Source organism: Marinobacter salsuginis, assembly GCF_009617755.1.
Taxonomy (GTDB): domain Bacteria; phylum Pseudomonadota; class Gammaproteobacteria; order Pseudomonadales; family Oleiphilaceae; genus Marinobacter; species Marinobacter salsuginis.
The window spans coordinates 204,374-227,230 of record NZ_BGZH01000001.1; the positions used below are offsets into that span (position 1 = coordinate 204,374).

A 22,857-nucleotide genomic window follows, 5' to 3' on the forward strand; every position below is an offset into this window, starting at 1 on the left:
GTTACGCTCATTGCTAAACAGAGCTATTCTTGGAAAAGGACTTCTTAACGGGGCACTCTGGCATGTTCAGCAACATGGACGTACTCAGCTATTCCCTGGCGTCGATTACGTTCGGGCTTCTGACGATATTGGTTGCGGCACGGTACCTCCGGCGTGGCGTGGACCGCGCCCTTGCGCTGGCTTCAACCATTTCAGCCATTTGGGCCCTTTCCCTTGTGAGCCAGAGTCTTTGGGGCTACCCGGGCTTTAATCTTCGATACCTTATTGAACTCCTCCGGGATGCCGCCTGGATCTATCTGCTATTTGCCCTGTTAAAAGATGGTTTCAAGGAAAACAGGTTTACGGGCAAGGTAAAACAGATTCTGGGCGCCAGCGCTGGCGTTCTTCTTTTCGTTCTGCTTGGAATCGGACTTGTAGAAAACTTCACTGACCTGGATTTAGCCGGCGGGAAGATTAAACTTCTGGGCCAAATCGGCCTTTCTCTGCTTGGTTTGTCTCTGATCGAACAAATTTGGCGCAATTCGCCCAGCTTTGGCCGATCAAGCATCAAGTATATGTGTATTGGCGTAGGTACCGTTTTCGCGTTCGACTTCTTCATGTATGCCGATGCACTTCTTTTTGGCCATGTAGCGGACTCCTTCTGGAACGCCCGAGGCTTTGTAAATGCACTCCTGACGCCATTGTTTGCAGTCAATGTCATCAACACACGCAGGCAGCCTGTTGATTTCCAGTTATCCCGTTCGGCGGTTTTTCATGGCGGAACCCTGATATTCGCCGGCGGCTACCTTCTGTTCCTCGCCCTCGGTGGATACTACGTCCGAACACTAGGCGGCGAATGGGGCGACGCCCTACAAGTACTGTTCTTCACCATTTCTCTCGTGTTCCTGACAACGCTCCTTCTCTCAAGGCGCATCCGATCCAAACTGATGGTGCTCATCAGTCAAAACTTCTTTGACTACAAATATGACTACCGCGACGAATGGTTGAAGATGACGAGGGAACTGGCCGACCTGAGCAATGACCCTCCTCTGCCCCAGCGGGTTATTCGGATACTTGCGGGACTTGTTGAAAGTAATGCCGGCGCGATTTGGCTGATAGGCGAGCAGGACGCCTACATACTGAAAGCTTCGGTCAACCTCTCAACACCCAAATACACCATGATTGAGGGCGACTCCGAACTGGTTCGCTTTTTTCGGGATCGAGAATGGATTGTTGACCTCCATGAATACAAGGCTGATCCAGTCAGCTACAACCTCCTGGAGATTCCTGACGCAATAGCAAAAACGCCTGATTGCTGGCTGATCATCCCGCTTTATCTAGGTAATGATCTTTATGGCATGGCGCTCGTCGGCAACCCATACGCCAAAGTAGAACTCAATTGGGAAAATTTTGACCTGATAAAAGTGGTGGCTCGGCAAACCTGCAACCTGCTCGCCCAGGCAGATGCCCAGTACAGGCTATCCCGCGCAATGCAGTTTGAAGCCGTAAGTAAGGCTTCCTCTTTCATGGTTCATGACCTCAAGACCGTTATCGCCCAATTGTCACTGCTAGTGAAGAATGCGCCAAAGCACCGCAATAACCCTGCTTTCATCGACGACATGATTAATACGACTGAACACGCTGTGAGAAAAATGTCGAACCTGGTGGACCACATTCGCAAACCTCACACGGAAGAACAGGTCAATCTTGAACCAATCAACCTGACACACCTCGTGCAGCAGTTGGTGACACATTACCAACACCGTGCGCCAGCGCCGCATGTCGATGACGCTCCATCAGAAGTGATCGTTAAGGCTGATCTTGAACAACTTCGCAGCGTCTTGGGCCATCTGATTCAAAACGCGCAGGATGCGACGCCTCCCTCCGGCGAAATCACACTGACAATCAAGACATCCAAAGGCTCCGTAGTTCTGTTCATTCAAGACACGGGCTCAGGAATGACCGAGGAATTCATCAGCGACCAATTGTTCAAACCCTTTGAAAGTACCAAAGGTTTGACAGGCATGGGTATTGGGGCCTATCAGGCAAGGGAATACATCCGGAAAATTGGTGGCAGTATCGATGTTACAAGCGAACCCGGGATTGGCTCATGCTTTTCTGTGCGGATTCCACTCGCATCCGAGAGATCGGGGTCGATGACCGAACAAACGTATCGACCAATTCATGACGCTGAGCAGCCGAAAGAAAGCGCCAATTAATCGGCAGTTTTTTCGATTGTTTCCTTCGAGCATTGCAAAGTGCCAACGTTCAGTTAAGAATCTCGGTAAGGGAAACGTTTGAAAAGGATTTAATGCTGTTGTGACTAGACGACTCTTGATCGTAGAAGACGATCCCGGACTCCAAAGCCAGATGCGCTGGTGCTTCAGCGATGACCTTGAAATAAGCGTCGCATCGGACCGAGAATCGGCTCTGGCGGTGCTGAGGCGTGAAGAGCCCAACGTGGTTACCCTGGATCTTGGCCTGCCACCCGACCCGGGGGGAGCCTCTGAAGGCTTCGGCCTGCTGGAAGAGATTCTTCGGCTTGCGCCACTGACCAAGGTCATTGTGGTCACGGGTCGTGAAGATAAGGAAAATGCTGTCAAGGCCATTGGAATGGGCGCCTCTGACTTCTACCAGAAGCCCCTTGATGCGGACATCCTCACGTTTGTTGTTGACCGTGCCTTCCGTCTGTACGAATTGGAGCGTGAGAACCGTGAACTCGCGAGCCAGCAAAGTGCCACCAATATAAAAGGCATTGTTGCCGCCAGCCCTCAGATGCTCCAGGTTTGCCGAACGTTGGAGAAAATCGCGCCGACTGATGTAACGACACTTATAAACGGAGAAACCGGAACTGGCAAAGAGCTGCTTGCCCGGGCATTGCATGATCTCAGCCCTCGCGCCTCAAAGCCCTTCGCGGCAATTAACTGCGCAGCGATTCCAGAGACCCTGCTGGAAAGCGAGCTATTCGGTTACGAGAAAGGCGCGTTCACGGGCGCAACACAGAACAAGAAAGGTAAGATCGAATCTGCCAACGGAGGGACTCTCTTCCTGGACGAGATTGGTGATATGCCCTTTGCGCTGCAGGCGAAACTGCTGAGATTTCTCCAGGAACGGATGATTGATCGCGTTGGCGCAATCGAACCGATTTCAGTTGATGTACGCGTTATCTGCGCGACCCACCGGAATCTGAACCATCTCATTGAAAGCGGCGAGTTCCGCGAGGATCTGTATTATCGCATCAGCGAAATCACGCTTGACGTGCCTGCTTTGAGAGATCGCGATGGTGATGCCCTCGTTCTCGCCGTGTCCCTCTTGAAAAGTATCGGAAAGGAGCTCGACCGCCCCCACCTGTCATTTGCCGAAGACGCCATAAACGCTGTTAATAACTATCCCTGGCCAGGCAATGTGCGAGAGATGATAAACAAGGTTAAGCGGGCGATCATAATGGCAGAAGGCAAAAGAGTGACTGCCGAAGACCTGTCACTGCAACCAAGCTCAACGCAAGATGAGAAATGCCTGAATCTTCGCCAGATTCGTGAAACCGCAGAGCGGCGCGCCCTTAACCAGGCACTCCAGGTAAGCGGATTCAATATGGCGAAGGCGGCCCGATTACTTGGCATAACACGCCCCACCATTTATAGCCTTACCGATAAATACAACATCGAAACCTCTGAAGCTTCACCAGAGAGCTAGAGAGCAAGGTAGGAATATTTATGAACCATGCACCAAAATCCGCCCAAATCCAGCGGCGCCAACCGAAGGCGCGCCTGATTACCTTATTCAGAGGGCGGTGTATCGGCATCGGACTAGCAGCCGCTCTCGTGCTGCCGGGGTGCGGCGGGGGCTCTACAGAGCCGGAAGGTCTTTCTCACATTAACCGCAGTGAAACCTACGCAGAGCAAGGACAGTACAGGTCCGCCATGCTGGAAATAAGGAATGCCATCCAGCAGGAGCCTGATAATCTGGACTACATTCTTCGCCTTTCCGATCTCTATCTTCGTGTGGGCGCCTATCCAGAAGTCGAGACACTCCTGGCTCCAAGACTGGATCAACAGCCTGGCGAGATCGCCCTCCCCTTGGCGGAATCCTACATTGGGCAGGGCAAGCATTTATCCGCGCGCGAAACATTGGCACAGGCCGACCTTGAAACCCCAGAAGAAAAAGGTCGTGGCGCCGTTGTGCAGGGCGAAGCGCTGAGACTCGCTGGCAGCTATCAGGCAGCCATTGAGCAATTCGAAAAAGCAGTGACCGAGGGATGGCAACTGGAAAAGGCCACCGCAGGAATTGTCAAAACATACTTACACTTGAACAATCCTCAGAAAGCGGTGTCTGAGGCTGATGCCTATCTCGCGGAACATCCGGCCAGCTCTGAAGTCTTGATGCTGAAGGGGCGCGCCCTTTACACCCTGAATCGCCTGGAACCAGCCGTAGAGACGCTAACGGCGGCTGTGAACGCCCTTCCCACCTCTGATTTTTTTCTACCGGTGCGAAGACAGACTCTGACCCTGCTCTCCCGCGTCCTTACAGAACAAGGCCGTATTACCGAAGCACAGGTATACAATCGGGTTCTTGCGGAGAACACCGATACCGATCTTGAGAATCAGGCAAAGTCAGCGATTTCTGCGATTAAGGAGGGTCGCTTCGACGAGGCCTCTGAGACCCTCCAGGATCTGCTCCAGTTAAATCCCGATAACGAAAGAATCGCTCTTACCCTTGGCGCGCTTAACCTGCAACAAGGAAGGCTTCAAGAGGGCCTGGACCTACTTTCCCAGAATATTGATCCGGAAACGTCCCCCACACGCTTCATTCGACTCACAACAATGGCTCGGATCGACAAGGGAGAGCGTCGGGAAGCCTATGCAACGCTAGCTCGAGCAATCGAGGCCCGCCCCGATGACACGGAACTGCTGGCCATGCACGGCATGGTGGCGCTGAGTCTCGAAGACACTCAATCCGAGGGTGTCGCAAGCCTGAGCCGGGCCCTGAGCCTCAATCCCGAGAACGTTCGTCTTCGACTGGCCTTGGCCAATTATTACGAACGTCAGGCGATGCCCGAGCAAGCGCTCGGACAACTCCGGATTGCCTTTGCAAACAAACCGGACGACTGGCCCACCACAGCGGCCTATGTGCGGTTACTTATCCGCGAGGGCCAAACCGGAGAACTCAGAGAGCTGCAACAATCCCTTGAGAACGGGTATCCCCAGAACCGCTCTGCGCAGCTTCTTGCAGCGATCTCATCAGCAGGCGCTGGCAATACCGAAGACGCAATCAATAAGTTGGAAGGCCTTCGTGACAGCAACCCTGAAAGCATTGAGGTACACGTTACGCTTGCCCAGCTATACCAAGAGACGGGTCAACCAGATAAAGCCGTCAACAGCTTTGTCGCCGCTGCCAAACAAACCGAACCAAAACTACCGCTGCTGTTCAGGGCAGCACGGCTCCATGCCGCCAATAGTCAAAGCGATTCAGCCGTGTCGGAATGGACCAGATCGGTCAGTCAGGCTGACCCGGAACTGGCCAATGCCCTCGCCGCAACAGAGATCCTTTGGCTAGTATCGGAAGAGAACCTGGAAACAGCCCGTTCCCGTCTCGAAAAAGCCGGAAAGGGAATGGAATCAACGCCACTCAAGACCGCTGAAGCCAGCCTGCTTGCTGCAGAAGCACAACAACTCGCACTCTCAGAACAATGGGATTCAGCGGTCAACAAGGCCCAACAGGCTTTTGCATTGAACCCCGAAAACCAGGCTTTTGCTCTGCTACCGGCACGAATTCTCACCCAGCAGGGTAATATCGACGCAGCTCAGACTGCGGTACTGGATGTCGAACAGGTTTTCGGAACAACGGCCGCGGTGACCGTTGCACGTGCCGCCATCCTGCAGGCTGAAAATCGCGCCGAAGAAGCATTTCAGTCCCTCTATGAATTTTGGAGTGACAACGGAGACCCTGCAGTGCTTCCTGCGCTCGTTCAGCTGTCCAATCAGGTTGCCAATGAGAAGACCAACGAACTCACGGCAGAATGGGTTAATCTCGCCCCTGATAGCGTTCCTGCCAACCTTTCCCGCGGAAATCAATTGATGACCGAAGGGAACATCATGGCTGCCGCAAATCACTATCAAAAGGTTTTACAGCAGGATCCACTCCATACAACGGCTTTGAACAATCTGGCCTGGGCATTAAGGGATACAGATACCGCCCGTGCCCTTGAATTCGCAGCTCGTGCTGCCGAGATCGAGCCGGAGAACCCCGCGATTCTCGATACCTATGGCTGGATTCTTCACCTTGATGGCCAACACCGTGCAGCAATGGATCAACTTCAACGAGCGCTCGCCATGGCACCAGATAACGAGGAATTCAAAAAGCACCTCGACGAGGTTCGCAGGGCACTCTAACCATAGCCGTCTCGCCTTTTCGATAAAAAACCAGACTCGAAAGCGTGTCTGGTTTTTTTACATCTCATGCATAGCCGCTTTACACAACCAACCTAATGGCTTCTCCACCCCACTGTTTCATATATATTTTCCCGTTCTGGCACAGATGTTGATATCTACAAAGGTGGGGACACGTCCCCGCCGCCAAACCTCTCGCGAGAGGGGGACGGAAAGCCACGGATCTCTCTGAGATAGCCGGGTTGCACGGAACGCACTACACCTTGACGGAGTATCAGTACAATGAAATTGGCCAGAACGACTTTAGCTGTAGCGTGTCTGAGCGCCATGTCTGCTCAAGCAGCATTCATTAACGACGGTTCTGAGGCGAACCTCAGTGAGATTATCAACGACAATCTCATTGTCTCTGGACCCAGCGTTAATGTGCTCGGCGATACGAAAAACAACGATGTAAGCACTGAACCTTTTTTCACATCATCCCCGGACGGAAGCAACAGCACAGCAACTTTTCTGATTGAAATCACGTCCATGCTGTCCAAACAGTCTTTCGGCATCTACAACGGCGACGATTATGTCGAGTTGTTTAACGGCGCGGACGAAGGCAGCTTCACAACAAGTGGCGGCTACAATGGACCCGTAACTGACAACGCCAACCGCGCCCAAGTCAGTTTCGACATCTCTGGTGGTAGCTACAGCGTTTACGTCAACAACCAGAAAAAGGGAACCTTCGCCAGCGAGGAGTTCGGATTTTACCTGGGCTACGGTGGCGCCCCGGTAATCTACTCGGATGCCGAGCGTAATGGCGGCGTTGAGCGCTTTGTTGCGATTCAGGGCAAGGGGCAACGGATCAATCTCGGCAGCGAAATAACTTACGGCTGCTCTGAGCAGACTCCTGAAAAATGCGTACTCTGGGAAAACGATGACTACATCCTCGGTTTCGAGGACGGATCAGACATGGATTACAACGACATGCTGGTCTACGTTGAAGACATCGTACCGGTTCCTGAACCCGGAACGCTTGCCCTTCTCGGTATTGGTTTGTTCGGCCTCGGTGTTGTTCGACGCCGCAAAGCCTAAAGCCAAATAGCAAACGCCGAACGCCCCCGCCGCACATGCAGCGGGGGCCTTGCAAACAGACCTGATGACGAACGACGCCTAAGGCGATACTCTTTGCAGTAAATCAATAACAGGATTCTCAGGTTACGGATGACTCTGGCTCCCCGGTTCTCTCATGCTTGGCCCTTTCTCTTGGCCACCCTCGCATCCGTTGTACTTTTCTATCCCTCATGGGCCAGGCTCGTTGAAATCTGGCTGAAGTGGGAGCAGACCATGTCACACGGCCTCCCCACAGCTATTGCTTATCTCGCTCTTCTTGTTATTCACCCACCTCTGGGTAGCCGCTCCCGCTGGTCTGATAGGGGGCTGTGGAGTCGGCCTGTTGGAGGCATACTGCTCATTCTTGTCACATTCGCGTGGGCGGCACTTGAACTGGTTCGAATAGATACGCTCGCCTATCTCAGCTTGCCAGTCAGCCTCTTTGCAATCACGTGGACTTTGCTCGGGCTGGGGGGTGCGCTGAAGCTCGTTCCGTACCTTCTCCTGCTCAGTCTATCGCTGCCTATATGGGCTGACCTCATTCCGATACTGGTGGATATGGCCACCATCGTCGTCGGGAACGCAGTCAGCGCCTTGGGGATAACTGCATTGATTGAAGGCAGCAATATCACCCTCGCCTACGGCAGACTCGTTATTGCAGATGGTTGTTCCGGAATCGGCTTCCTCGCAATCGCAATGCTGCTTGGAGCGTTCACGGCAATCCTGAACGACTATCGGTGGCGAGGCTGGGCAATAATAATGTCCAGCTCCATCGTCCTGGCTCTGGTTATTAATTGGGTCCGCATCATTGCATTGGTGCTGATAGCTGACTGGACGAATATGGAAAGCTCCCTGGTTCGTGAACACGAGTTGTTTGGATGGATCGTCTTTGCCGCCTTTATTCTACCGGCGCTTGTTCTGGCTCCGGTCAGGCGCCGAAAAACTTTACAGACTGGTAATGATCACGTGATCAGCCACTCCGGTTTTGGTTTTATTCTTACAGCGCTGGTGGCCGGAACTGGGGTGGTTTTCCTGGTTCAGGCGAGGGAGATAGAGGAGCCTCCACTCTCGATCACAAGCTCTGACTTCAGCGAAATAAGTGCTCAGGCTCTTCCATTACCGCTCCAGGTGCCTGATCAGCTGGAACAAAAATTCTATGTGGAGGAAGACACGGGAGTTTACGTATCTCTGGCACAGATCCAACGTCACTCTCCGGAACAAAAGATCGTCCCCTACTTACCGCCACTCGTGGATCGCGACATGTGGTTCAGGGAGGCTACACCAGCCCCAGGCAAGGGAATATGGAGGCGCATCAACACACCCCAGAGGGTTGTTGTCTCGCATATTTACGCCATTGGCGGGTACCGCACAGACTCCTACGTCAAAGCCAAGCTATTGCAGCTACCAGCAATTTACAGCGGAAGAACGCGGTTCGCACTGATATCACTGCAAACGCTATGCGAAACCTCGACCTGTGATGAGGGCTTGGACCGACTTGCAGCCTTTGAGGCAGCAACCGATATCTGAAGCCAGTTCTGGCCTGTCAACCCGTTTTACACCTGACAGGCTAGTGCCTCACTCATGAATTCCTTACTTACTGTTTTATATAACTTTACTCATTTTGGCCCCACCATTGCTTAGTGAATCACTGCAACACGACACTAAACACAGGAAGGTGATGCTATGTACAAGGCAATTGGAGGGGTGGTCGCTGGTACGCTTTTGGCTGTATCCGGCGCAAATGCGGGAATGATCACAGACACCGTCAACCAGAGTCAGTACGTTGGTTGGTACGGGAGCCATTCATACACGCACAACATTAACGACGATGGTTTCGTACTGGGTAGCGCAGTAAGCGGTTCTCTCAGTATCGATATTGCAGATGACAGCAGCAGGTGGTGGGATTTTGGGGAAACCATTCTGTTTGTCATCGAAGCCTTCGATTTTGACACCGGTGGTATTCAGTTCGGTACAGCGAATTTCGGCAATAATCTCCAAGCGCAGGCGCTTGGCGCGCTGAATGCTGATGGCTACCTGGACGTTACCGTGACATCGCTTTATGGTGACTTTTACGTTGGTCGTTCAGTGCTGACGGTCATTACCGAAGCTGTTCCCGAGCCAGGCACACTTGCCCTGTTGGGTCTTGGTCTCGCCGGCCTGGGCGCTGCCCGCCGCCGTAAAGCCTGATTACTCCTAGTTCTCAGGCAGGAAAAGCCAGCTTGCGCTGGCTTTTTTTGTGCCTATAGTAAACGCCAAACCCTCTACCAGATTGAATATCCTCTATGTCCGCCAGCCTGAAAGTTATCAAGAGTGCTGCGTTGCTACTGGGTATGCAGGTCGTTCAGCGCGGACTGGGTATCATCAGCACCCTGATCCTCGCTCGCCTCTTAACGCCTGATGATTTCGGGATTATTGCGTTAATAACCATCGTCCTACAGTTTTTTGAGCTGCTGGCGGAGATCGGAAACCAACAGTACATTGTCCAGAAAGAAACACTTGACGACAGCGATCTTAATACTGCCTGGACAATGGACATTCTGATCAAGTCTTTGGTCGCGCTCGCCGTTATTTGCTCAGCACCGCTCTTATCCGCTTTTTTCGAAACACCGGAATTGGCCTTTGCTCTGGCCATAGCCACCCTTGCCCTTCCCCTCCGAGCGCTTCGTACCCCGGGAATGATGCAAGCCGTCAGAGAGATAAATTACCGCCCTCTGTTTCGACTTACTCTCTGGCAAAAGGGACTATCCTTTGTTGCCGTAATCACCATCGCCTGGATCGACCAGAGTTACTGGGCAATCATTCTGGGAAGCCTGCTCTCCGCAGCCGTGTTTGCCATCGGTTCTTATCGGGTTCATCCATACCGGCCCAAATGGAGCCTTGAGAAAGCGCGGGAACAATGGAATTTTTCACAGTGGCTTTTGCTGCGGGGCATTGTCGGGTTTACGCGTTCGCAAATCGACAACCTGATTGTTTCCAAGCACTTCAGCACCTCTGCGCTCGGAGGATACAACCTGGTCCGTGAAATCAGCTTGTTACCAGCTTTGTCTGCAATCATTCCAATGAGCGAGCCTCTTCTGGCGTCGATTGCCCGGGTAAAAGACGATCCTGACTCACTGGCCTACCGGGTCAGATTCAGCCTGGCTATCATGGTGACCGTTCTCACGCCTCTCACAACCTTTCTGATGCTGTACCCAGACCTAATTGTGGTAACGCTTCTTGGCGAACAATGGCAGGCATACAGCCACCTGTTGCGACCATTCGGGCTCTTTTTCCTCACCTTCTGCCTTTTCGCGCTGATCAGCGATGCCATTATTGCGCTTGGGCGAGTGCGGGCGCTGTTTACCTTCGATCTGATTTCGACTGTCGTCATTATCACTGTCTTGCTTGTCTTTGCGACAGACTCTTTGACAAACATGGCGTGGTTCCGCGGAGGGCTGGCTATAGCAACCACGATCGCATTACTGATACTTCTGAACCACTGGACTGGGTTCAGCCAAACGAAATTCCTATTTCTTATAGTACCCGGTGTAATGGGAACGGCCGCAGGTACGGGGTTGATGATGGTTATCCATTTCGGAGAGATTCAAGGACTCTGGGAATTGGCTATTCGTGGGTTCTTATTCGTGATCACTTCGGCACTCACCGCCATTTGCGCAGCCATACTACTCCTGAAGAGAACCGAAGAGTGGCATCAGGTTCGATACATACTGAAAGAGTTCAAGCGCTAGTCAGAAGTAGCTCCCAAAGCATTGACACTTTCATAAACAATCACTTTGTGATGGCCCCAACCAATCGAAACAACATCCTGATCGCCATCGCCATCCAAATCCACGACCAGCGCGCCATCGTGGTGTTCGTCACCCTGATGTATCAACCGCGGCAACCACGATTTTCCGTTGTTCCGGTTTTCAAACCAAAGGAGCCTCGCCCGCTCCGGATTCGGGAGGTCATGCTCTCCTACAATCACATCGGGATCGCCATCGGCATCCATATCCGCCACGCCAAGACTCATTGGCCCTGTTAATCGCGCAATCAAATGCTTTTCCCAGCCGCCCTTCTGAGACAATTGCTGGTACCACACCAAATCACCTGTCTCACTTACAGCTTCAAACCCCACGACAATGTCCGGGAGGCCGTCACTGTTCAAATCCGAAACCACATGACGGTCTGGCTTCAGACCCTCGTCGTCTATCCAGACGGTTTCCCAGTCACCGCCCTCTCTTCCAAACAATATGACTGTCCCGAGAATGACGTCCGGGTTTAGGTCGTCGTCCAAATCTGCGACGGTAAGGGCCTCATCCAATGACAGGGAACTGAACTCACTCCACGCCCATTCCTGATGTCTAGCCTCTTTCGGAACAGTGATCGATTGGATACCCTCCCCTGCAGCATGCCAGGACAAGAGCACACGTTCTTCCCCGTCGCCCACAGCAGGTAGTACTGCGGCACCCTGCAGGAAGTCTCCGCTTGCCCTCTGAATGTTCTCGAGAAGTTCGAACTCACCATTGCCGAGATTCCTGGCCCAAACAAGTCGCTCTCCGTGATTACCTTCTTTATTCCTGGAACCAGCAACCCAGTTCGCCAACTTTTCCCAAATGGGTGTCTGATAACCATAGGCACGCCACCCTGTGGCAAGAACATCGGGCTTTCCATCCCTGTCAAAATCATGAATGAGCGCAGCATCTGTTGCACCAGCTCCCAACTCCGAGCGCTCCCATTGGCCATCCAAAGCGCCTGGATTTCGATACCAGAACCCTCCGCTCACCAGATCTTTCTTACCATCCCCATCAAGATCCTCCGCAAAAACGGCAGTAGCCTGGCCGGGTCTCTCGTCATCAATAACATGCCGCACCCAACCCTGGCGGGAATCCAATTGATTCCGCCAAATCCAGACCGGGTAATCACCTTGGAAATTCTCGATCTGCCAGTTCGTCCCGATCAGATCAACATCGAAATCATTGTCAATATCCACAGCTCTGAGACTATGCCCACCCCCAAGGGACAGCGTCTGTCGAACCCAACCGTTCGGTTCGTTCAGGTAAACTGAAACCGGATTTTCACCCTCGCCCTGGTTCATTTCGGCAGTGAGTACATCCATATCGCCATCGAGATCCACGTCCCTCGCTGCTACAAAGTGATGAACGGTTTCAACGTCCTCGACAATCACGTGCTTCAACCAGTATTGGTCCGTTTCCCCTCCTGGATTCTCGAGCCAGGCGATCTGATAGAAAGCGCCAACCGGTTCGGATGGGGAAAGCAAAATATCCGGCCAACCGTCACCATTGATGTCTCCGGTATCGATGTAGACATCATGCCAGTGCCAGCCGCCTTCGCCGGCACCGGTGTACTGCATTTTTGCCCACGAATTACCGGATTCACCCGGATTTCGGAGCCACACATCACTTGCTACGATGTCGCTGAATCCGTCCTTATCCAAATCTGCCAGAGTAAGTCCCTCTCCGTGCGGAACAGACAGATCTTCATAACTCCATTGATCACCGGATTCCTGAGTGAAGATCCTTATGAAATTTCCGTTCTTGTAGCCAAACAGGGACTGATTGCGAACGATTACTTCAATCGCACCATCACGGTCCAGGTCGGTCACCTCAACATCGTGATATTTTCCCTCACCAATCAAATGGCTATCCCAGTCACCGTTCTTCAACCACACGATGCCACTGTCGGAAACAAGGACAATATCGTTGGCACCGTCGCCATCAATGTCAGAAACTTCAAGATCTGTCCTGATTGCCAGCGATTCGGTAATTGTGTGGCGCTTCCACGTCGGATTTTCATACCAGACCAGTTCGCCCAAACGATTTAAAGAATCGGTTATGCCGAGTTTGCGCCCGACCCTCTCAAAAAAAGTGAGATGCCTTGGCCTATGCCCCCCGATAACGATGTCCAAAAGGCCATCGCCATCAATATCGCCAATCGTTTTGCCCCAGGGAGCATTTGGACCACGCGGGTCGATGGTTTCGCGTTCGAAAAACGAGTTCTCAGGCCCTGAATCTGTTGGATGGGATGAGTCGCACCCGGTTAATGCGACGAAAACTGCCAGTGTCAGAATGCGTAAAGGCTGCATAATCCGTTGTCCGAGAAACGTCCGTGTGGGGGCAGGAAGCGTAGCCTCGCAGAGCCGGAAAACTTCGGGGTGCTCGCTACACTTCGTTACAATAATGTACTAATATTAACATTAAGTTGAAGTCATTGGTTCGGCGAGGGATAGCACCATGAATCAGCAGTACGACGAAACCAGTCCGGTGGCTATCGGCCTGCCTGTCTATAATGGCGAACGATATCTGGAAGACACCCTTCGTTCCGTACTCAACCAGACTTTCAACAACTTTGACCTCTTCATCGCCGACAACGCCTCCACAGACCGTACCGAAGAAATCTGCCGAGATTACGCTGGGCGAGATTCGCGAATTCAATATATTCGTAATCCCATTAATCTGGGTGCGTCGAAAAACTATACAGTCTGTTTTGAACCGGCCCGGTCCCGATATTTTCGGTGGCAGAACGCCGATGATCCTATTGAGCCAACCTTAATCGAGAGATGTTTTGAGGTTTTGGAAGCGGATCCCGGGGTCGTTCTAGCTTACGGTAAGACCCACATAATAGATGAAAAAGGCGAATTAACTGAAGAATATGACGACAACCTCGAACTTATTTCCGAATCGCCATCCATAAGATTTAAAGATTGCCTCAGGAAGCTCGGACTGCAGAATGTAATCTACGGTCTCATTCGAAGGGATTCCCTCGCCCATACAGCCTTGCTCGGAAACTACCTTGCTGCTGACATTAATCTTGTTGGGGAATTATCACTCTATGGAAAATTCCAAGAGATTCCGGTCCATCTTTTCAATAGACGAATGCATCCAGAGGCAAGCAGTTGGAAACGCGATGATAGCGAGCGCCAGAAGAATTTCTGGGACCCGGCAAAGCGAAAGCTGGTGATGCAGACCTGGCGAAGCATTAAGGAGTACTACAAAGCGGTCTGGAGGGCGCCTATATCGCTTGAGGACAAACGGGTGCTGTCTATGTTTCTTCTTAAACGGGCCTATTGGAACAAGGATCCGATGAAGAATGAACTGATGGATGTCATCAAATACGGGCTCATCAAACGCCCCTGAATCAGCAAGGAGAGATTATGAAGGTATTAGTTACAGGCCACAGAGGTTTTATCGGCACGGTTATGGTGCCGATGCTGCTTGAGGAAGGATTCGATGTCACCGGCCTGGATACCGATCTCTATCGCTACTGCACGTATGGCGACGAGCCCATGGACGTGCCCTCCATCTACAAAGATGTGCGGGACGTTACAGCCAAAGACCTTGAGGGCTTTGACGCTATTGTGCATCTGGCAGCACTTTCAAACGATCCTCTCGGAAATATCAATCCCGATCTGACGTATGACATCAACTACCACGCTTCTGTAAGAATCGCAGAGCTGGCGCGTTCTGTTGGTGTGCAACGTTTCCTGTTCGCGTCCTCATGCAGCATGTACGGAAAAGCGGGACAAGACGTTCTTGATGAAACTGCCCAGTTCAACCCGGTTACTCCCTACGCCAAGTCCAAGGTGCTGGTAGAAGAAGACGTTTCCAAGTTGGCCAGTGAGAGTTTCAGCCCGGTGTTTCTTCGCAATGCAACCGCCTACGGGGTATCGCCGCGGATCCGGTTCGACCTTGTCATCAACAACCTCGTCGCCTGGGCCCACACAACCGGCAAGATTCTCCTGAAGAGCGATGGCACACCCTGGCGCCCTCTCGTTCATATTGAAGACATCACCCAGGCGGTAATCTGTGCCCTAAAAGCCGAACGCGATGTGATACATAACCTCGCAGTAAACGTCGGCAGTAACGAAGAAAATTACCAGATGCGGGATCTGGCGCAGTTCGTTAAGGAAACCGTACCGAACTGCGAGGTTGAATACGCAGAAGATGCCGGTCCGGACCCACGCTCCTACCGCGTCAATTTTGACAAGATTCATCGGGTGTTTCCGGAATTCAAAACCAGGTGGACGGCGCGCAAGGGTGTTGAGCAGTGTTATGAATCCTATCTTCGGTTCGGACTCAGTAAAGACGACTACGAGGGCATTCGTTACAAACGTATTGCTCACATCATGAATTTGATTGAGGAAGGCAAACTCGATCGCAACCTGGTATGGCAGATCTAGGGGTCGAACAGATGATCTTTACTGAAACGGAAATTTCGGGCTCCTACCTGATAGACGTCAAGCGCATTGGCGATGATAGAGGTTTCTTCGGCCGTCTGTGGTGCGAGCGAGAAATGGAAGAGATGGGCCTCGTATCCTCAATTAAGCAATCCAACATCGGTGTAAGCCCTCTGAAAGGCACTCTCAGAGGGCTTCATTACCAAACAGCCCCACATCAGGAAGTGAAAATTATTCGCTGTCCGCGCGGCGCCATTTACGATGTCATTGTAGATCTGCGCCCTGATTCACCTACTTTCAAAAAATGGTTTGCAGTAGAACTGACAGCGGAAAACAGCCGGATGCTCTACGTCCCCGAAGGCTGCGCTACGGGTTATCAGACGTTGGTAGACGACACCGAGATCTATTACCACACTAGTGAGTTTTACCATCCGGAATCCGCAACGGGCGTTCGCCACGATGACCCAGCCTTTGGCATTGAGTGGCCGCTACCCATCGCAGCGATCTCGGATAACGACAAGAACTGGAAAAATTTCTGACAATAAATAGAAAGACAGGGAAGCAAAATGATCATAGTCGACACAGAGATTGCAAAGCGGGTACAGGAAGACCGCCCGATCAGACTGGCCATGGTCGGCGCGGGTTACAGCGCGAAGCATATCGCCGCACAAATCGAAAGTTCATTCCCGGCGATTCAGTTGGCGGTAATTGTCAACCGAACCCCCGAGAACGCCGAGGCGGTTTTTCGCAATGCGGGCGTCGAAAACACTCAGTTTGTTTCTACAAGCGCCGAACTGGAACAAGCAATTGAGACCCGCAACCCCTGTATTGCTGACGACGCCAGAGTTGCGTTTGACGCCACTACCATCGACGCTGTTCTGGAGACGACTGGCGAAGTGGAGTATGGCGCATGGGTCGCCCTGGAGTCCATCAAGGCCGGCAAGCACACCTTCGTACTAAACTGCGAAATGGACGCAACCGTTGGTCCTCTGATGAAGCACTATGCCAAGCAGAATGGCGTAGTCTATTCAAACTCAGACGGCGACGAACCCGGTGTAGCGTCCAACCTGGCCCGCCACGTTCGCACCATGGGGCTGGAGGTTGTGGGCGCAGGCAATCTCAAAGGCTTCTACGATGTTCACAGAACGCCCGAAACCCAAAAAGCGTTTGCAGATGCCAACAACCAGAAACCGCACATGATGACCTCTTTCGTGGACGGCACCAAACTATCCATGGAGCTTACGGTTACTGCGAACGCACTTGGCTTTGGTGTGGGCAAGCGTGGCATGTACGGGCCCGCATGTGACGATGTACGAACCTGCCTTAGCCATTTCCCCGAGGATGCCTTCTCGCCCGGCAAAGGTATCGTAGACTTTCTTCTCGGCGCCTCTCCCTACACCGGCGCATTTATTGTCGGTTACACTGACAACCCGATGAAGCAGGAATACCTTAAGTATCTGAAGATGGGCGAAGGCCCTTTCTACGTGTTCTATACCCCCTTCCATCTCCCCCAGCTGGAAATACCCATCACGGTTTGTCGTGGCGTTCTATGTAATGATGCTGCCGTTACTCCCCTTGATAAGCCTTATTGCGAAGCTGTCGCAATCGCTAAAAAAGACCTCAATGAAGGCGACATTCTTGATGGCATAGGAGGCTTCACCAACTACGCCCTGATCGACAACTTTGAAACCAGCCTGCGGGACAATCTGTTACCAATGGGCGTTGCCCAGAACTGCAAAGTAAAGCGCCACGTGCCTATGGACCAGGCACTTACCTACGATGATGTTGAGTTGCCCGGCGGACGCCTGATTGACCAACTCAGAGAAGAAATGATTGCTACACTTTGCTCATAGCGGCAGTTGAAGGGAGTCAGAGTTATGAAGGTTGTACTCTTTTGTGGCGGACTTGGAATGCGCCTGCGTGAATTCTCAGAAAACATTCCCAAGCCGATGGTTCCCATTGGCCACAGGCCGATTGTCTGGAACCTAATGAAGTTCTACTCCCATTACGGACACAAGGATTTCGTTATCTGCCTTGGCCACAACGCCCATGTAATCAAACAGTATTTTCTGAAATATGACGAGTGCCTTACCAACGATTTCGTGCTTGAGGGTGGCAAACCCCATCTGACCAAAACCGACATCCACGACTGGAAAATCACGTTTGCCGATACCGGGCTCAAATCGAACATCGGAATGCGCCTGAAAGCGGTTGAGAAGTATCTTGATGATCTCGGCCCTGACGACATGTTCATGGCCAACTATGCGGATGGCCTGTCGGATGTCCCACTCGACGAAATGCTCGAGTTCTTCAAGAAAAGCGGAAAAACAGCCTGCTTTCTTTGCGTGCAGCCACAGCAGTCATTTCATTACGTGCGGCTTAACGACGACGGCACAGTGCACAGCATCCAGGACACGACCAATACCGGACTGACAGTCAACGGCGGCTTTTTCATCTTCAAGAAACGCATCTATGAGTACATACAGGATGGAGAAGAGCTCGTTCACGAGCCGTTTGAGCGACTAATTGCGGAAAATGAGCTGGTGGCTTACCGATACGATGGTTTCTGGAAATGCATGGACACGTTCAAGGACAAGCAGGCCTTTGACGAGCTTAATGCAACTGGCGACTGCCCATGGCAGGTTTGGCGGGAAAAGGTGTAGCAGCCGTGTTAAATAGTGTGCTTGGTGACGCAAAGAAACCACTGAACATATTGTGCCTCGGCGCCCACTGCGATGATATTGAAATTGGCTGCGGTGGTAGCTTGCTTCATATCCTTGGAGAAAGAAGCAACGTAAACGTTAACTGGGTGGTATTTGCGTCCAACCCTGTCCGTCGACAAGAGGCAGAAGCCGGCGCAACAATGTTTAGCGAGGGCGCCAGATCTCTAGACTTGAAGATTCATGATTTCAGGGACGGTTTCCTCCCGACAGAACCCGTTCGTTTAAAGGAGGCCTTTGAAAAACTAAAGCATGAGATCCCACAGCCTGATGTCATTTTCACTCACTATCGACACGACCTCCACCAGGATCATCGCGCGGTTTCAGACCTCACCTGGAACACATTCAGAGACCATCTGATTCTGGAGTATGAAATTCCAAAATGGGATGGAGACATTGGCCAACCGAACGTGTTCTTGCCAATTTCCAGGGCTACTGGTGAGAAAAAGATCCGCCTGTTGCACGAGGCTTACGCCTCGCAGGTAGAAAAGGCGTGGTTTAGTCAGGACCTGTTCTGGAGCCTGATGAGAATCCGGGGTATGGAAGCGAATGCGTCTGAGAGCATCGCAGAAGCGTTTTACTCTCGCAAACTGGTCCTGTCGGTCTGATGTCAACGCGCTCCCCTTCCCCCAGAATCGCTGTCTTTGGTCACTATGGGAACCAGAACCTTGGTGATGAGGCCATTATCGAAGCTGTATTGAAGAATCTTCGTCACCACCTACCCAATGCGGAACTCTCCTGCTTTTCCATTAATCCTTTGGACAGCGCCAGCAGACACGGTGTCGATTCATTCCCGATCCGGTATCGTGCCGATTATTTCAATCCGCCCCGGACCCAAACGCCTGCACAGGAAGACACCCCTGCACCAGCGGCTGTAAATGAAGTAGCCACTCCATTAGCAAAATCTTGGAAGACCAGGCTCAAGTCTTTCCCACTTTTGGGCAGCCTACTCCGCACAGGCCAGAACGTAGTCGAGTTCCGCCACACGTTGAAGCAGGAAGTTGTGTTTCTTCGAGCCGCCAGCATGAGACTGGAAACCGTCGACCTGCTTCTGATCACCGGCTCAAACCAGTTCCTGGACAATTTTGGTGGGCCATGGGGGTTCCCATACACTTTGCTGAAGTGGACGTGGCTCGCAAAGCGTTCAGGCACAAAGGTGGCCTTTTTGAGCATAGGTGCCGGCCCGCTCACTCACCCTCTCAGTTACTGGATGCTTGGCAGGGCGTTGAAGCGGGCCGATTACCTCTCATTGAGGGACGAAGGCTCGCAAGCACTGATTCGTGAAAAGGTAGGTATAGAGGGGGCAGTCTTTCCAGACCTGGCCCACAGTCTTTATGAAAGTGGGGCCAGGCCAAGTCGAGCAGAGCGAAGCGACAGGCTGCGGGTTGCTGTCAACCCGATGCCGGTCTTTGACAGGCGTTACTGGCACCATCCGGACGACACCCTATATAGAGACTATGTCCAGAAACTGGCAAGACTCTGTGAACACATTGTCCAGGAGGGAGCTCATCTCACGTTATTCAGCACACAATTAAAAGATGAGGACGTTATCGACGATGTGATCGAAGCCATGGGGGTTGCCGCTCCGCCCTCGATTGCCCGCAGCAGAACGGTCGCCGAACTGATGGAGACGCTCAGTCAATCAGACTGCGTAGTTGCCACCCGGTTCCACGCCACCGTATTACCACTACAACTTGGCATTCCCGTGCTGGGTATTTGCTATTACCGAAAAGCCGCAGAGCTTCTTGTGGATGTGGGGCTGGGCGATTACTTCGTCAACATTGATGATTTCGATGATGAGACCTTACGCCAAAAGTATAAGGCCTTGACCACACGAATTTCTTCCGGCTCTCTCACGCTTTCTGAGGAGCACTCACGATACATCCAGGCGCTTGACGAACAGTATAGAAATATCGCTGCCCTGGCGGTCAAAGGAGACCAGCAGTAAGCATGCCGAGGCCCAGCGTTGTACTCCGAGAAAACCACGGTTTTTCGAGGACCTCTGAACCGATCCAACTTGGAATTCCGCTTGCCAAAGGGTATCTGCAGGATAAGCAACCTCATTTCCTGAAGTATTCTGACGGGGAATTGGTTATACCTTTTCAGACCCGCCCGCTCAGTTATTGGCCAGATAACAGCGTGCGTTGGCTTCAGGTTGCCTTTCCGGCCGACCTTGCCCCGAACCAAACTCGCGTCGTCGAGCTTTTCAAGGAAGAGCCCTCTCTCAATTATCCAAATTCCCAGGTCGCTCCACCTGTTCAGCCAGCTGATAACGGCCTTGGCATCAGGATTATGCTGCCAAACGGCGACTATCGCGACCTGGAGTTCGATCTGAAGGATCCGTTGAACACCTCGTGTTCGGTACAATTCGAGAAGAAGTGGGCTGTTGTCGAAGACGGCACCTACTTCTCACGTAGCCGTTCAGAAGGCGTTTTCCTGACGTCAGCGGGAACCGATCTCGTCCGGTTCTTTATTGATATCCAATTCTTTAAAGTAGGCGAACTGATTCGTGTCGACGCAGGTCTTCATAATCCCCGTAGGGCTGTTCACAAGGGCGGCTTGTGGGATCTTGGCGACCCTGGTTCAGTTTATTTCAAATCATTCTCGCTTAGTGTTCGACAAATGGACAGCCGTTCCCAGTGGATCAGGCCCCAGCCTGGTGTCGAGCCGATTTTCAGCGAGAATGAAGCGCTTATCCTCCACCAGGAGTCCAGCGGCGGAGAGAATTGGAACAGCAACAACCATCTCAATCGGGATGGCGTGGTGACAACCAGGTACCGGGGCTTCAGGCTTTTCCGAAAATCTGAAGTAATAGACGATGGATATCGTGCATCTCCGGTCGCAGGGGTAACCGGAGAAAACTCCGGCACCTGTGCGCTGCTGTCCGGGTTTTGGCAAAACTTCCCGTCGTCAATCAAGGCCGACAGAGGTTGTGTGACTATCGGCTTCTTTCCTGAGACCGCCCAGGATTACGAGCTCCAGGGAGGCGAACAAAAGTGTCAAACAGGCTGGATCCAATTGACACCCGCTGGAGAAACCTTGTTGAACCTCCAGTCACCCGTGACGCCCGTGATTCCGGCCGAACACTATGCCAACACCAAAGCATTCTCGTGCTTTTCTCCTCCGGAGGAGACCGACGAGGTTGATTCGCTCATAGGGCTGGCGCTCTCCCCGGAAGAAGGCTTCCTGAAAAAACGGGAGATCATTGACGAATACGGATGGCGAAACTTTGGCGACCTCTATGCTGATCATGAATGCATGTACCTGCCATCAGATCATCCAAGGTTTATTACCCATTACAATAATCAGTACGACGCCATCTACGGCTTCGCACGCCAGTTTGCCTTGACGGGAGATCGACGTTGGTTCGAGTTAATGGATGATCTCGCAAAACACGTGGCAGATATCGACATTTATCACACAGACGAAGACCGCACTGAATACAACCATGGTATGTTCTGGCACACAGATCACTACCTTGATGCCCACACCGCCACGCACCGCACCTATTCAAGGTTTAATTCAACCAGCTCAATACCAGGCCAAACCGGCGGAGGACCCGCGGCGGAACATTGTTACAGCACGGGATTGCTCTACCATTTCTGGATGACCGGGTCTGAATCGTCGCGTTCGGCCGTTATTGAACTCGCGACCTGGATGAGAAATGCTCATGAGGGATCAAAAGGTCTTCTGGCGCAGGTGCTCGCTGTAAAGAAAACGGACCTCCCACGGTTAAAAAAGGTTCTGGGAGGCAATACGAACGGGGTTTATCGGTATCCGTTCACACGCGGCACGGGAAACTACATAAACACATTGCTGGACGCCAGTATGCTGGAACCAGATGAAGGCTGGCTTGATCTTGCCGAAAGCGTGATTCGCAGCACTATTGGCCCAATGGATAACATTGAAGAGCGTGGCCTACTGGACGCAGAAACGGGCTGGCACTACCTTGTGTTGCTTTCGGCAATGACGCGCTACCTCTGGATGAAACTGGACAACAACACGATAGACGAACCTTATCACTACACCCTGGCCAGCCTCCGGCACTACTGGCGTTGGATGGTTAAAAATGAACGTCCGTTTAAGGATGATTCTGAAAACCTTGAATTTCCAAACGACACCTGGGTCGCACAAGATTTCAGGAAAGCAGTGTTAATGAAGCAGGCGGCACTATTTGATACCGCCCACCGGAAAATATACGAAGAAAAGGCATCTGAATGGTCTCGCTATGTGACTCAAAAACTCCAGGCCAGTGAGGAGCGATTCTTTACCAGAATCCTTATTATACTGCTTCAAAATTACGGCCCGCACAGTTTCCAAACGCCGATACCAGAGAAGGGGCAGCTTCTGTCATCGCCAAACACCAACCGGATGGCCTTAACGAAAGCCAGATCTACCCTGAGAGTTCTTATCCAGATAGGCCGTCGAATTGGCCGCGGTTTGCTGCAGTTTCGTCCCTCCAGAGAGAGTTCCTGGTTAAAGATACGTTTGGAGCGTTGAC

At 52.2% G+C, this 22,857-nt stretch carries 15 protein-coding genes, 1 pseudogene and 1 riboswitch; of the genes and pseudogenes, 15 read left to right on the forward strand and 1 reads right to left on the reverse strand.

Annotated elements, in window-relative coordinates:
* The first annotated feature begins 62 nt into the window (after positions 1-62).
* The 7 genes and pseudogenes from prsK (at position 63) to GJU83_RS00975 (ending at position 11,188) form a co-directional block, all read left to right on the forward strand.
* Positions 63-2,198: an XrtA/PEP-CTERM system histidine kinase PrsK gene (prsK, locus tag GJU83_RS00945; protein WP_069183488.1), complete on the forward strand. Its 2,136-nt coding sequence runs from the start codon at positions 63-65 to the stop codon at positions 2,196-2,198.
* Between the two features lie 100 nt (positions 2,199-2,298).
* Positions 2,299-3,672, forward strand: a complete 1,374-nt coding sequence (gene prsR / locus GJU83_RS00950; RefSeq protein WP_083231784.1) for a PEP-CTERM-box response regulator transcription factor — start codon at positions 2,299-2,301, stop codon at positions 3,670-3,672.
* A 20-nt stretch (positions 3,673-3,692) separates the two neighbouring features.
* Complete coding sequence (locus GJU83_RS00955; RefSeq protein ID WP_083231783.1) at positions 3,693-6,368, forward strand: tetratricopeptide repeat protein; 2,676 nt, start codon at positions 3,693-3,695, stop codon at positions 6,366-6,368.
* 172 nt (positions 6,369-6,540) lie between these two features.
* Positions 6,541-6,615: riboswitch (cyclic di-GMP riboswitch) on the forward strand.
* Between the two features lie 32 nt (positions 6,616-6,647).
* Positions 6,648-7,442, forward strand: a complete 795-nt coding sequence (locus GJU83_RS00960; RefSeq protein ID WP_227514495.1) for a PEP-CTERM sorting domain-containing protein — start codon at positions 6,648-6,650, stop codon at positions 7,440-7,442.
* 252 nt (positions 7,443-7,694) lie between these two features.
* A complete protein-coding gene (locus tag GJU83_RS00965) occupies positions 7,695-8,987 on the forward strand; it encodes an archaeosortase/exosortase family protein (RefSeq protein ID WP_475587839.1) in 1,293 nt (430 codons plus the stop codon).
* A gap of 579 nt (positions 8,988-9,566) precedes the next feature.
* Positions 9,567-9,647 (forward strand): annotated as a pseudogene (locus tag GJU83_RS19230) (PEP-CTERM sorting domain-containing protein); the annotation flags it as partial.
* 95 nt (positions 9,648-9,742) lie between these two features.
* On the forward strand, positions 9,743-11,188 hold the full coding sequence (locus GJU83_RS00975; protein ID WP_069183483.1) for a lipopolysaccharide biosynthesis protein: 1,446 nt from the start codon (positions 9,743-9,745) through the stop codon (positions 11,186-11,188).
* On the opposite strand, the gene GJU83_RS00980 is transcribed toward GJU83_RS00975, so the two are convergent.
* The gene (locus tag GJU83_RS00980; protein ID WP_153633514.1) at positions 11,185-13,545 is read right to left on the reverse strand and encodes an FG-GAP repeat domain-containing protein; all 2,361 of its coding nucleotides are present in this window, start codon (positions 13,543-13,545) and stop codon (positions 11,185-11,187) included. The genes GJU83_RS00975 and GJU83_RS00980 overlap by 4 nt on opposite strands.
* Positions 13,546-13,693: 148 nt before the next feature.
* Between GJU83_RS00980 and GJU83_RS00985 the strand changes: the two genes are divergently transcribed.
* From GJU83_RS00985 to GJU83_RS01020, 8 genes are read left to right on the forward strand one after another with little or no spacing between them, the layout of a single operon-like run.
* Positions 13,694-14,596 (forward strand): glycosyltransferase family 2 protein, encoded by a 903-nt coding sequence (locus tag GJU83_RS00985; protein ID WP_069183481.1) that lies wholly within the window; start codon positions 13,694-13,696, stop codon positions 14,594-14,596.
* 17 nt (positions 14,597-14,613) lie between these two features.
* Positions 14,614-15,639 carry an NAD-dependent epimerase/dehydratase family protein gene (locus GJU83_RS00990; protein ID WP_069183480.1) on the forward strand — a complete coding sequence of 342 codons (1,026 nt, stop codon included), beginning with the start codon at positions 14,614-14,616 and terminating at the stop codon, positions 15,637-15,639.
* 11 nt (positions 15,640-15,650) lie between these two features.
* Positions 15,651-16,175 carry a dTDP-4-dehydrorhamnose 3,5-epimerase gene (gene rfbC, locus GJU83_RS00995; protein WP_069183700.1) on the forward strand — a complete coding sequence of 175 codons (525 nt, stop codon included), beginning with the start codon at positions 15,651-15,653 and terminating at the stop codon, positions 16,173-16,175.
* 27 nt (positions 16,176-16,202) lie between these two features.
* Positions 16,203-17,489, forward strand: coding sequence for an NAD(P)H-dependent oxidoreductase (locus GJU83_RS01000; protein WP_069183479.1), 1,287 nt, complete (start codon positions 16,203-16,205; stop codon positions 17,487-17,489).
* Positions 17,490-17,513: 24 nt separating this feature from the next.
* Positions 17,514-18,299, forward strand: a complete 786-nt coding sequence (locus tag GJU83_RS01005) for a sugar phosphate nucleotidyltransferase (RefSeq protein ID WP_069183478.1) — start codon at positions 17,514-17,516, stop codon at positions 18,297-18,299.
* Positions 18,272-18,964: a PIG-L deacetylase family protein gene (locus GJU83_RS01010; RefSeq protein ID WP_083231782.1), complete on the forward strand. Its 693-nt coding sequence runs from the start codon at positions 18,272-18,274 to the stop codon at positions 18,962-18,964. The genes GJU83_RS01005 and GJU83_RS01010 overlap by 28 nt, the downstream gene beginning before the upstream one ends.
* Entirely contained in the window at positions 18,964-20,304 is a 1,341-nt protein-coding gene (locus GJU83_RS01015; protein ID WP_069183477.1) for a polysaccharide pyruvyl transferase family protein, read from the forward strand. Before GJU83_RS01010 ends, GJU83_RS01015 begins: the two co-directional genes overlap by 1 nt.
* Positions 20,305-20,306: 2 nt before the next feature.
* Positions 20,307-22,856: an RIFT barrel domain-containing protein gene (locus GJU83_RS01020; protein ID WP_153633515.1), complete on the forward strand. Its 2,550-nt coding sequence runs from the start codon at positions 20,307-20,309 to the stop codon at positions 22,854-22,856.
* Position 22,857: the final 1 nt, after the last annotated feature.